This is a genomic window from Marinobacter flavimaris (assembly GCF_045057155.1).
Lineage (GTDB): Bacteria > Pseudomonadota > Gammaproteobacteria > Pseudomonadales > Oleiphilaceae > Marinobacter > Marinobacter manganoxydans.
Genome location: NZ_CP171359.1, coordinates 4196159 through 4207707 on the forward strand (window position 1 = coordinate 4196159; position 11549 = coordinate 4207707).

An 11549-nucleotide genomic window follows, 5' to 3' on the forward strand; every position below is an offset into this window, starting at 1 on the left:
CGCTCAGCCGCCGTTCAGTTCCAGAACAAAGTCCTGTTTGGCGAGATAGTCCCGTTCGTTTTCCAGGTCGGCCAGGGTCAGTGGCCTGTCATCCAGCCAACCTGACGGAAACTCCAGCACCAACTTGTCCTTGTGTGCCGTCAGGGTGAAGGCCGGAGGCGGCTCCATGTTGCGTGGGTGTTGAATCAGAACCGCCAGGCGCACCAGCACGCAGAGGTAACGCAGCCTGGCAATGTCTTCCGGGTCCAGGCCCTCGAAGATTGCCGAGGCGAATTTTCTCCGGTGGCCGCGCACGAGAGTTGCCAGGTCGCGCTGGAACTGCTGGGTGAAGCCGGGCAGATCCGAGTAGCGCAACAGGTAGGCGCCGTGTTTATGGTACTGGCTATGGGAAATGGTCAGGCCGATCTCATGCAGTCGGCAGGCCCAGCGCAGTACTTCTTCATCTGCCGGGGTGTTCAGGGCCCAGGCGTCGGCAACCTGCCGCCATGCTGCCACGGCAGTTTCCTCAACGGCAGCGCCATGTTCCTGGTCAACGTGGTAACGCTCCTGAAGCGCGGAAATGGTTCGCTCACGGACATCCTCGTGCTGGATTCGCCCGACAATGTCGTAAAGCAGACCTTCCCGCAGAGCACCATCGGCGAACGCCATGTCCTTGATACCAAGGGATTGGAATGCCCCCATCAGGATGGCAAATCCGGCCGGGAATATGCTCTGGCGGTCCGAGCGTACGCCCAGATCTCCCAGTTTTTCTGTTTTACCCATGTCCACCAGCCGCTTGCGAAGTTCCTGCATGGCGGCGAGGGTAATGGTGCCGTCGGTGATCTTCAGGGTCGCCAATACGCTGGCAATGGCTTTGATCGAGCCGGATGAGCCCACCGCACTTTGCCACCCCACGGAGCGGTAATGCTGGCGGATGTTGAGCAGTTCCTGTTCTGCGTGGGTCACTGCCTTGTCCATCTGCCGCCTGGTTATCTTGCCGTCCGGGAAATACCGGTTACGGAACGACACGCAACCCATGTGCAGGCTTTCAAGCTCCTGGGGTTCAAACCGCTGGCCGATGATGAATTCGGTGCTGCCACCGCCAATATCGATAACCAGTCGACGCCCGATGTCGTCGGAGAGGGTATGTGAAACCCCCAGATAGATCAGGCGTGCTTCCTCGCGGCCGGCAATGATCTCTACCGGATAGCCCAGCGCTTCTTCGGCCCGGGCCATGAACTGATGGGCATTGCGCGCCACGCGAAGCGCGTTGGTGCCGACAATCTGCACCGCCTCTGGCGGCATGCCCTTGAGCCGTTGAGCGAAGCGTCCCAGGCAGGCGAGGGCCCGCTCCTGGGCGTCTTCAGTGAGCCGGTTGTATTGGTCCAGCCCAGCTCCGAGCTGAACCTTTTCTCCCATCTTCTCGAGGGTCCGGATTTCCCCATGCACTAGTCTGGCAACCACCATGTGGAAGCTGTTCGAGCCCATGTCGATGGCTGCGAGTACCTCGGATGAGGCGGCAGCGTTTTCGGCGGTGGATGCGGCCGTCACGTGGTCGGAATCCTTTTGAGATGAACGTGCGGGGTACTATAAGCGAAATCCCTCAGGCCTGTCAGTAACCGGAAAACCGCGCATTTGACGAGGGTCAGGCCTGGATCGGTTCTTACCGCTTCACATCCGGCTGATCAATCGCGTAAAGTATGTCTTACCGTGATTTGGGTGAAAGGTTGTTCGTATAACCCGGACAGCCTTCAGCGACAGTCAACAGCACCTGTGCCCGGCAGGTTATTCCCTGAAAGGGACATGCCGATGTGCAGCAGTAGTGCATGAATCAGGAAAAGGTAATGAGCGGAAATATCGTAAATGTAACCGACGCTTCTTTTGAGCAGGATGTACTGCAGTCCGACGTCCCCGTTCTGGTGGACTACTGGGCAGAGTGGTGCGGCCCCTGCAAGATGATTGCCCCGGTGCTTGAAGAGATTGCCGACGAATACGACGGCAAACTGAAAGTCTGCAAGCTCAACATTGACGAGAACGAGCAGACCCCGCCGAAGTTCAACATCCGTGGTATTCCGACCCTGATGTTGTTCAAGAACGGCAATGTGGACGCCACGAAAGTTGGCGCACTCTCAAAATCCCAGCTGGCGGCCTTCCTGGACAGCAACCTCTGATTGCGGTCAGGTCGCCAAAAACCGCCCCTGAGCAAACGCTCGCGGGCGGTTTTTTTATTGCTGTTACTCCCAGCCTTCGGAACGTGCCAGATCCGACTCTTTTTGCTCTACCCAGTGCTCTCCGTCCGAAGCAATTTCCTTCTTCCAGAACGGCGCCGACGTCTTCAGGGCATCCATGATGAACTCGCAGGCGGCGAACGCGTCTCCACGGTGCGCGCTGCAAACCCCGACAAAGACAATCTGGTCGCATAGCGCCAGCCGACCGACCCGGTGAATTACCCGGGCCTCGCGCACATCCCAGCGTTTTGAGGCATCATCAATAAGCCCCTGGATCACCTGTTCCGTCATCCCGGGGTAGTGCTCCAGGTAAAGTCCCGTGACGCCCTGCAGGTCGCCACTGTCCCTCACCAGGCCAGTAAACGTCGCAATGGCACCGGTGCCGGCCCCGCTGTCACGGAGTGCGGCATATTCCTCGGCAACATCAAAATCCTCAGACTGGACCGAAATCATTTCAACCTCCGGTTACCGGCGGGAAGAAGGCCAGCTCATCGCCGGCTTTTACCTCGAAGCCCGGTTTGGCCATGGCCTGGTTGATCGCGATCATCACGGGTTGGTCGCCCTGCAGCTGGCTCCAGGGGCCGCCCTGATCTGCCAGCTCCGCGAGTACATCGCCGGCGGTCAGCCCGGGTCTGGCATCGATAGTCAACTGATCGGTTTTCAGTTCCTCGCGCAGGCGGGCAAAGAAACGCACCGTAATCGTGTTATCACTCATGGTCAGCTCAACAGTTCCGCAAACGAATAGTAGGTTAGCAGGTCGCCGGGGCTTACGGTGGTGTTTTCGGGCACCACGGCCAGGCCGTCCGCCCAACAGGCAGAACTCAACATGCCGGAGCTCTGGTTGGGGAAGGCGGCAACCACAGGGTCCGAGCCCCGGGTTTCCTTCCGGGCCCTGACAAACTCCCGGCGCACCGATGCCGAGGAAATGGTAAAGTCGGCCGGTATCCGCTCGCCCGAGAGAGCTTTGGGATTGCGACCCTGGCGTTTCCGGATATAGGGCATGCCCACCACAAGGAAGGTGACCAGCACAGACCCGGGATTGCCGGGCAGTCCCAGTACCGGCGTGCCGCCGATGGCGCCAAAAGCTACGGGCTTGCCGGGTTTGATCGCCATTTTCCAGAGCGAAAGACCGCCGGATTCCTCCAGCACCGCGCGCACATGATCCTCCTCACCCACGGAAACGCCACCGCTGGTGATAATCAGATCGGCAGACTCCGCGGCACGCAACAGCGTTTCCCGAGTCGCCTCGCGCTTGTCTCTCAGAGTCTCGCACAGCACCACCTCGCAGCCGGCTTCGGCAAGCAGTCCCATCAGGGTGAAGCGGTTGCTGTTGTAGATCTGTCCCGGTCCGAGGGGCATGCCAGGTTCTACCAGTTCATCTCCCGTGGACAGAATGGCCACTTTTAACCTCGTCAGAACGGCAACCCGGGCAGCGCCCATGGACGCCAGCAGTCCCATCTCGTTGGGGCGCACCGTTGTCCCCTTTGCCAGTGCAAGGTCGCCCCGGGTCAGGTCCTGGCCACGGCGCCGGATATTCTGACCTTCGTCGACCGTAGCCTGGACCAGAATTCCCCCATCCGTCACCTCAATCCGCTCCTGCATGACCACCGAGTCGGCGCCCTCGGGAATCTCTGAGCCGGTAAAGATGCGCGCAGCGGTGCCGGGTTCCAGGGGCTTCGGCGCTTCACCGGCCGGAATCCGGGCCGAGACCGGTATTGGCCGGTCTCCATGCAGATCCTGTTTGCGCAGGGCGTATCCGTCCACCGCACTGTTGTCAGCCGGCGGCACGTCGGCCGGCACATAGTGGTTTTCGGCAAGTACCCGGCCCAGGGAGTCGGCCAGTGCGACGGTTTCAATCTGCGCAACCACCGGTGCTTCCGACAACAAGTGGTCCAGGGCATCTTCCAGGGGCGTGAGGTTTGGCTTGGCCATCAAGTCTTAACTCCGATCGGGATGTCTTCTGCCTCAGCGCTTGGCGCGCTGTCCAATGACTTCGTTGAGTCGCTGCATGGGCTTCTCGGGTTTGCGCAAGACCAGCCCCGAGAAATTGCATGGTGTGTGACGGCTGTCCAGCTGACTGAGGAGAATGCCTTCCCAGCCGGTGCGGCAGGCGCCGGTCGATCCGGGCAGGCAGAAGATCACCGTGTGGTTTGCCATTCCCGCCATCGCCCGTGACTGCACGGTTGATGATCCGATTTCGGCGGCTGACAGGCGGCGGAATTCCTCACCAAAGCCTTCGATGGTTTTGTCGAGCAAAGGCCTTACCGCCTCCGGTGTGCTATCTCGTTCAAGCAGGCCGGTGCCACCGGTAATGATCACTGCGTGCACCTGTGAATCGGCAATCCAGCCGGACAACAAGGCCCGCACCAGATAGACGTCGTCCGGCAGGATCCGGCGGGCGACCAGGTTGTGGCCGGCTTCGACCACGCTGTCCTCCAGAAATTGCCCGGACGTGTCCTGTTCAGGCCCACGGGTATCGGAGACGGTCAGCAGGGCAACGTTCAGGGGTTTCATTTCGGTACTGGGTACACTGCTCATGGATGGGCTCCATAATCGTTGAAAAGTTGTTATACGCCAGTATCGCCATCACGGGCTTTTAATGGAAGGGAGTAACCCATCAGGGGGAGGCGCCAGCGGCCGGTTGTGGCCGGTTTGGCGTGAAATTGCTGTTAATTTGTGCAGTGCACTTGACATTTGCCAGTCAGGTGGCCGATGATCGCTCTTGCCCGGCGAACGGTTGTTCCCACTCTCTGGCTTCAGTACCTTAATTCCGGACTCCATCTACACCGGTTGCTCCAACTGGCCAGCACCAAGTTCAGCGTTTTTTTACGATCAATACGTTCAGGGGCACCCCTGTCATTCCAATACTCGTTTACTTCCATTCCTGAAAATCCAACAAACTATGAATCTTACTGAACTCAAGCAGAAATCCGTGCCCGAATTGCTCGATATTGCGCAAGAGATGGGCCTCGATAACCTGGCTCGTTCGCGCAAACAGGATGTGATCTTCACAATCCTGAAGAAGCACGCAAAAAGCGGCGAAGACATCTACGGCGACGGCGTACTGGAAATTCTGCAGGACGGCTTCGGCTTCCTCCGTTCCGCTGACGCCTCCTACCTGGCAGGGCCTGACGACATCTATGTCTCTCCGAGTCAGATCCGCCGGTTTAACCTGCGCACGGGCGACACGGTCGCAGGCAAGATTCGCCCGCCCAAAGATGGTGAGCGCTACTTTGCCTTGTTGAAGGTCAGCGAGATCAATTTCGACAAGCCGGATAACGCCCGAAACAAGATTCTCTTCGAGAACCTCACGCCGCTGTTCCCGGACGAGCGCCTGATGCTCGAGGCCGGTAACGGCAGTACCGAGGATCTCTCCTCCCGGGTCCTGGACCTGGTTGCGCCCATCGGTAAAGGCCAGCGCGGGCTTATCGTTTCCCCGCCCAAGGCCGGTAAGACACTGCTGATGCAGAGCATCGCCCAGTCCATCACCCGCAACAATCCAGAGTGCCATGTCATGGTACTGCTGATTGACGAGCGGCCAGAGGAAGTGACCGAGATGCAGCGCACCGTGCGCGGCGAGGTCATCGCCTCCACGTTTGACGAGCCGCCGGCCCGCCACGTGCAGGTTGCTGAAATGGTGATTGAAAAGGCCAAGCGTCTGGTAGAGCACAAGAAGGACGTGGTCATCCTGCTGGATTCCATCACCCGTCTGGCTCGTGCCTACAACACGGTGATCCCGTCCTCCGGCAAGGTCCTGACCGGTGGTGTTGACGCCCATGCCCTGGAAAAACCCAAGCGCTTCTTCGGTGCCGCCCGTAACGTGGAAGAAGGTGGAAGCCTGACCATCCTTGCCACGGCGCTGGTCAACACTGGTTCCAAGATGGACGAGGTTATCTACGAGGAGTTCAAGGGCACCGGCAACATGGAAATCCACCTGGATCGCAAGATTGCCGAGAAGCGTACATACCCGGCCATCAACATCCGCAGCTCCGGTACGCGCCGCGAAGATCTGCTGATGAGCGAGGCGGATATCCAGCGGGTCTGGATCCTGCGCAAGCTCCTGCACTCCATGGACGATGACACCGCCGCCATCGAGTTCCTGCTGGACAAGCTCAAGGACACCAAGACCAACGACGAGTTCTTCCAGTCCATGAAGCGTCGTTGATCTCTTCCTAGCTAGGACTAGCGCCTCTGGTTTTGGGGGCGGGCAGAGCCGGGGAGAACCTCCCCGGACACGCCGTGAACCCATCCCTGGGGGCTCGGCATTGCCATCCCTGGCAATGCACGGTCCGGGGAGGTTCTCCCCGGCTCCGCCGTTCATGCCACGTGCGCGCAGTTTGTTCCAACTGCTTTAAAGCAGTCCAGCGACCACCGATCTCCGTAGTACTGGCATATCTGAACGGAGTAACCGATGAAATACAACGACCTGCGAGACTTCATTGACCAGCTGGAGAAGCTGGGTGAGCTGAAACGCATCAGCGTTGAAGTCGACCCCCATCTGGAAATGACCGAAATCTGCGACCGTACATTGCGGGCAGGTGGTCCTGCGTTGTTGTTTGAAAACCCCAAGGGCTATGACATGCCGGTGCTGGCCAACCTGTTCGGGACACCGAAGCGGGTAGCGTTGGGCATGGGGCAGGATAACGTCACGGCGCTTCGGGACATCGGTAAGCTCCTCGCGTTTCTCAAGGAACCGGATCCCCCCAAGGGTTTCCGCGATGCCATCGAAAAACTGCCGCTGTTCCGGCAGGTGATGCGCATGAGCCCCAAGGTACTGCGTTCCGCGCCCTGCCAGGATGTCGTGATCGAAAAGGATCAGGTGGACCTGTATCAGATTCCGGTGCAGCATTGCTGGCCTGGCGATGCCGGGCCGCTGGTGACCTGGCCACTGGTGATTACCCGTGGGCCCCATAAAGAACGCCAGAACCTGGGCATCTACCGGCAGCAGGTCATCGGTCGCAACCGTCTGATCATGCGCTGGCTGAGTCATCGCGGTGGTGCCCTGGATTTCCAGGAGTTCCAGAAGAGCAATCCCGGCCAACCCTATCCGGTGGCTGTGGCCCTCGGTGCCGATCCGGCGACCATTCTGGGGGCGGTGACGCCGGTGCCGGATACGCTGTCGGAATACGCCTTTGCCGGGCTGCTTCGCGGCAGCCGGACCGAGCTGGTCAAGGCGGGGCTGAGCGATCTGCAGGTGCCGGCAAGCGCCGAAATCGTGCTGGAAGGTTTCATCTACCCGGATGACATGGCGCCGGAAGGACCGTTCGGTGATCACACCGGTTACTACAACGAAGTGGACCACTTCCCGGTATTCACCGTAGAACGGGTCACTCATCGCCGGGATCCGATCTATCACAGTACCTATACCGGTCGCCCGCCTGATGAGCCGGCGATTCTCGGGGTGGCCCTGAACGAGGTCTTTATTCCGATTCTGCAGAAGCAGTTCCCGGAGATCGTGGATTTTTACCTGCCACCGGAAGGCTGTTCCTATCGCCTTGCAGTGGTGACCATGAAGAAACAGTACCCCGGCCATGCCAAACGGGTGATGATGGGGGTATGGTCGTTTCTTCGGCAGTTCATGTACACCAAATTTGTGATTGTCACGGATGACGACGTGAATGCCCGTAACTGGGAAGACGTGATCTGGGCGATCACTACCCGGATGGATCCAACCCGGGATACCACGCTGGTGGAGAATACGCCCATCGATTACCTGGACTTTGCCTCGCCGGTATCCGGCCTGGGTTCCAAAATGGGGATGGATGCCACCAACAAGTGGCCGGGTGAGACCACCCGGGAGTGGGGTGAGCCGATCGCCATGACCGAAGATGTGAAAAAACGCGTCGACGAGCTGTGGGATACCCTGGGTATTGAAAGTCCGGCATCGCGCCCCGACTGATATGGGCAGTGAACATCGGGCGGTGCGGCTTTGGCCCTCTGGTATCGCCTTCATTGCGGCGTCGGAGGCAGACTTGCTCGGCCCTGCCGCGCGGGCTGGCGTAGCTGTGCCGGCAGCCTGTCGCAACGGGGTATGTGAAATCTGCGAGGCCCGGTTACTGAAGGGCGCCGCGCTTAATACCCGAAACCAACAGACTATAAAGATCGGTGAGCGCTTGATGATGTGCCGTAGCATCGCGCTCACGGATCTGGAACTGGAGATATCCGCCGTTATGGCAGCTGGAAACAATCAGCCTGGCAAGTTTCAGGCAAAAGTCGTGGACGTAAGGTCGATCAGTCACGATGTCTATCGCGTTGAGCTACAGCTTCCGCGGCGTCGGGAGCTGTCGTTTCATGCCGGGCAATATCTGTCGGTCAATCTGCCTGATGCTGACCCCTGTTACTTTTCCATCGCCAGCAGTCCATCGGACCAGAATATCGAGCTGCATATCCAGGCGACCCCCGAGTGGGTGTCCGCGCAGAAGGTGATTGATGCCCTGACGTCCGGTGGCGAGGTAACCGTGGAGCTGCCCCATGGCAAAGCCTGCCTGGCGTCAGTGCCGACCAGGCCGCTGTTGCTGGTGGCTGCCGGCACCGGCTTTGCCCAGATGAAGAGCCTGGTGGATTACCTCCGGGAAACGTCCTACGACCAACCGGTCAAGCTGTACTGGGGAGTTCGTCGACACGAGGACATGTATCTTCGCGCCCTGGCACAGCAGTGGCAGGACGAGTGGCCCCGCTTCACGTTCCTGCCGGTGGTGGGAGATGACGAGGATAATGACTGGGCTGGCCATCACGACCAGCTGGTTCGCGCGGTGCTTGCATCCGGTATGGACTGGAAGAATGTGGAGGTCCATGCCAGCGGTTCGCCCACCATGGTGTACACACTGATGGATGCTCTGGTAGATGCGGGCCTGCCCGAAGAGGCGTTCTTTTCTGACGTGCTGGAGTACGCCCCCCGTTCGTGAAGCAGCCTGTGTAGTAGAATAAAAAAAGGGCCAGATGAGACGTTCATCTGGCCCTTTTTCATTACACCTTGGCGCTAAGCCCTCGGCATTGGCAGTTCCGGCAGCCCGTTATCCTTGGCCAGCCCCTGCATCAGCAATTTGACGCTGGCTTCTTCCTCGCCCATGTGGGCATTCAGGCGGCTTAGCTCTGCCAGTGCCTCCCGGCTCCGCTTCAGCCGCAGGCTGGTCTCGAAATATTCACGGGCCTTGCCCCAGAGTTCGTTGCGAAGGCTCAGCCGTCCCAGGGCCAGCAGAAGCTCGGGGTTGTTGGGCCGGTCTTTCAGCCATTGTTCGGCCAGCAACAACTGTTCATCCGGTTTCTGGCCCTTCACCCGCCCGTACAGATTGATCAGCTCATCGCTCCAGTGGTTGCGCAGCACCTTGCGCAACAGGGTTTCGGTCTGTACCTCGTCGCCAAGGCTGGCAAGCAGGCGGGCGTAGTCCCTTATGGTGTATTCGTCGCGACGCAGGAAGCCCGGCAATTCGTCCCAGAGCCTGGTCAGCGGTTCCAGGGATGCATCGGGATCCTGTTTCTGCTGGCGCCGGCAATCTTCCGCGGCACACTCCAGCAGGTTATGCCAGACCTGGCGTTCCAGATCATTGAGTTCCGCTTCCGAGAGCACGCTGCGTTTGCGAAGTTCAGGCAATAACCTGGACAGTTCGCGCCAGTCTTCCAGGCGCAGATAGGTGTTTTTGAGCAGTTTCAGCACAAAGGGGTGATGGGGCGACTGTTTGCGAAGGCGAACCAGCGTGGCCAGGGCCTGTTCAAGGCGGTTGCCTGCCAGTTGCAGCTGGGCCTGGGTAATACCGACGGCCATGTCAGAGCCGGGGGTGCTGTCGAAGGCCTTGCGAAGCAGATCATCCACGGCCTCGTGATCACCGGTCTCGAACGATGCCTGGGCGGCGGCAAGATAATTGATCAGGGGCGTGTCGGCATGGCTTGCGGAGGATGTCAGCAGTTTGCGGGCCCTGGGCCAGTTGCCTTCGGCCAGCGCCAGCAAACCCTGGGTGGTCCGGCGTCGGGCCCGGCGTTCATTGCCGCGGGCAATCCAGCCCGCCACCAGGCCGGTGCTGGTTCTGAGTCGGCGGATGAGGTTGATGGTCAGGACAGTCAGCACGATCAGGGCCACGATCAGGCCCAGCCCCACCCAGAAGTTGGTTTCGATCAGGTAATGGCCAAGGCTGATCCGGATGTAGCCCAGATCATATTGCAATCCGAGGGAAAGGCCGGTGCCAATCAGCAGCGCCAGCAGAACGATCAGTAACAGGCGAATCATGAATCATCGCCTCCATTACCGCCGTCGGCGTTGTCCTCGCCATTATCATTGTTGGCATTTAGGCGTCCGGCCAGCCGCTCCTTGAGCAGGTCCAGGGACTGACTGATATCCGGCAGCTCCGGGTCCACGTTCTTGCCGGCCAGCTCAGCCAGGGTGTCACTCAGGGCGGTGACCCGGGGATTGCTTGCGTTGTACCAGTCGTCAATGGTGGTTCGGGCCTTGGTAAGGGCGCGCTCATACAGCGGCTGGTTGCCCCGCAATACCGCCATCTCGGCCTCTTCCAGCATCAGCTGTAGGTTTAGTCGGGCATAGGCGCTCTGGTCGGGAGAGAGCAGCGGCTTGACCGGCTCGTCCATGCGGCGCACAACCACCACCTGCATCAGTGTTGCTTTCACCTTGTTCCAGGCCTGTACCACAGCGCCGGGTTCTTCGTCGGTTCCAGCGCTTTCTCCCTGTGCAGCGTTGACCACAAAGCCGGGCGCGTTCTCACTGATCAGGGCCTGGTCGGTAAGCTGGTGAATGCTGTCGATGGCCGCTTCCAGTGTCAGGTAGAGTCCGGTGCGGTCAACGCCGGTCAGGCCCTTGAGTGCGAGGATTTCGCGAGCCAGTTGCTGGCGAACCGGGTAGACACCGATGTCGTCGGATTCATTCAGCACTTCGTCTGCCGCTTCCAGGGCCGACATGGCTCCGCGGATGTCTTTTTCGATCATCAACCGCTGATTGGCAATGCGCAGAAGGTATTCCGCCTCGGCCAGCAGCCAGTCCGTGCGTGTGCGGTTTCCGGCTTCCAGCAGTTCACGGGCATTGTGGTCGATCTGGCGCTGCTGGGTGGCAATCAGTTCTCGCTGGCTCGCCAGTTTCTCTTCGAGGGACTGCAGGCGCTGGCTTTGCTGGCTGCCGCGGTCGCCATAGAGATCTTCAAGCTGGGCGGTGTCCTGCTTCAGGCTCTCGATTGTCTGCATGACAGCCTGGTGGTTGTTCCACTGTTGCCAGCTCCAGAGCGCCAGGGCGATTGCGATGATCAGGGCGAGAATGGCAACCAGCCATACCGGCCAGAGTTTCTGGCGAGCAGGCGGTTCCTTGGAAACGGTTGCGGGCAGTTGATTCGTTGTCTCTGTCAC

11 protein-coding genes are annotated in these 11549 nt (G+C 59.7%); 4 read left to right on the forward strand and 7 right to left on the reverse strand.

Annotated elements, in window-relative coordinates; genetic code table 11:
• Nucleotides 1-3: 3 nt before the first annotated feature.
• Complete coding sequence (gene ppx / locus ACGK9W_RS19575; RefSeq protein WP_008169902.1) at nucleotides 4-1530, reverse strand: exopolyphosphatase; 1527 nt, start codon at nucleotides 1528-1530, stop codon at nucleotides 4-6.
• 293 nt (nucleotides 1531-1823) lie between these two features.
• Between ppx and trxA the strand changes: the two genes are divergently transcribed.
• The gene (gene trxA / locus ACGK9W_RS19580; RefSeq protein ID WP_008169901.1) at nucleotides 1824-2150 is read left to right on the forward strand and encodes a thioredoxin TrxA; all 327 of its coding nucleotides are present in this window, start codon (nucleotides 1824-1826) and stop codon (nucleotides 2148-2150) included.
• A 63-nt stretch (nucleotides 2151-2213) separates the two neighbouring features.
• On the opposite strand, the gene ACGK9W_RS19585 is transcribed toward trxA, so the two are convergent.
• The 4 genes from ACGK9W_RS19585 to moaB are packed head-to-tail and all read right to left on the reverse strand — an operon-like array spanning nucleotide 2214 to nucleotide 4745.
• Nucleotides 2214-2660: a molybdenum cofactor biosynthesis protein MoaE gene (locus ACGK9W_RS19585; RefSeq protein WP_008169899.1), complete on the reverse strand. Its 447-nt coding sequence runs from the start codon at nucleotides 2658-2660 to the stop codon at nucleotides 2214-2216.
• A 1-nt stretch (nucleotide 2661) separates the two neighbouring features.
• On the reverse strand, nucleotides 2662-2922 hold the full coding sequence (locus ACGK9W_RS19590; protein ID WP_008169896.1) for a MoaD/ThiS family protein: 261 nt from the start codon (nucleotides 2920-2922) through the stop codon (nucleotides 2662-2664).
• Between the two features lie 2 nt (nucleotides 2923-2924).
• Nucleotides 2925-4139, reverse strand: a complete 1215-nt coding sequence (gene glp, locus ACGK9W_RS19595; protein WP_008169894.1) for a gephyrin-like molybdotransferase Glp — start codon at nucleotides 4137-4139, stop codon at nucleotides 2925-2927.
• A gap of 33 nt (nucleotides 4140-4172) precedes the next feature.
• A complete protein-coding gene (moaB, locus tag ACGK9W_RS19600; protein ID WP_008169892.1) occupies nucleotides 4173-4745 on the reverse strand; it encodes a molybdenum cofactor biosynthesis protein B in 573 nt (190 codons plus the stop codon).
• Nucleotides 4746-5109: 364 nt separating this feature from the next.
• Here moaB and rho point away from each other — a divergent pair, with 364 nt between their 5' ends.
• The 3 genes from rho (at nucleotide 5110) to ACGK9W_RS19615 (ending at nucleotide 9112) form a co-directional block, all read left to right on the forward strand.
• Nucleotides 5110-6372, forward strand: coding sequence for a transcription termination factor Rho (gene rho, locus ACGK9W_RS19605; RefSeq protein WP_008169890.1), 1263 nt, complete (start codon nucleotides 5110-5112; stop codon nucleotides 6370-6372).
• A gap of 246 nt (nucleotides 6373-6618) precedes the next feature.
• Complete coding sequence (gene ubiD, locus ACGK9W_RS19610) at nucleotides 6619-8106, forward strand: 4-hydroxy-3-polyprenylbenzoate decarboxylase (protein WP_062782888.1); 1488 nt, start codon at nucleotides 6619-6621, stop codon at nucleotides 8104-8106.
• 1 nt (nucleotide 8107) lies between these two features.
• Nucleotides 8108-9112: an FAD-binding oxidoreductase gene (locus tag ACGK9W_RS19615; protein WP_405418284.1), complete on the forward strand. Its 1005-nt coding sequence runs from the start codon at nucleotides 8108-8110 to the stop codon at nucleotides 9110-9112.
• A 74-nt stretch (nucleotides 9113-9186) separates the two neighbouring features.
• Here the strand turns inward: ACGK9W_RS19615 and ACGK9W_RS19620 are convergent, their stop codons facing one another.
• Together ACGK9W_RS19620 and ACGK9W_RS19625 are read right to left on the reverse strand one after the other, a co-directional pair.
• Complete coding sequence (locus tag ACGK9W_RS19620) at nucleotides 9187-10428, reverse strand: heme biosynthesis HemY N-terminal domain-containing protein (RefSeq protein WP_288367045.1); 1242 nt, start codon at nucleotides 10426-10428, stop codon at nucleotides 9187-9189.
• Complete coding sequence (locus ACGK9W_RS19625) at nucleotides 10425-11549, reverse strand: uroporphyrinogen-III C-methyltransferase (protein ID WP_092033532.1); 1125 nt, start codon at nucleotides 11547-11549, stop codon at nucleotides 10425-10427. Before ACGK9W_RS19625 ends, ACGK9W_RS19620 begins: the two co-directional genes overlap by 4 nt.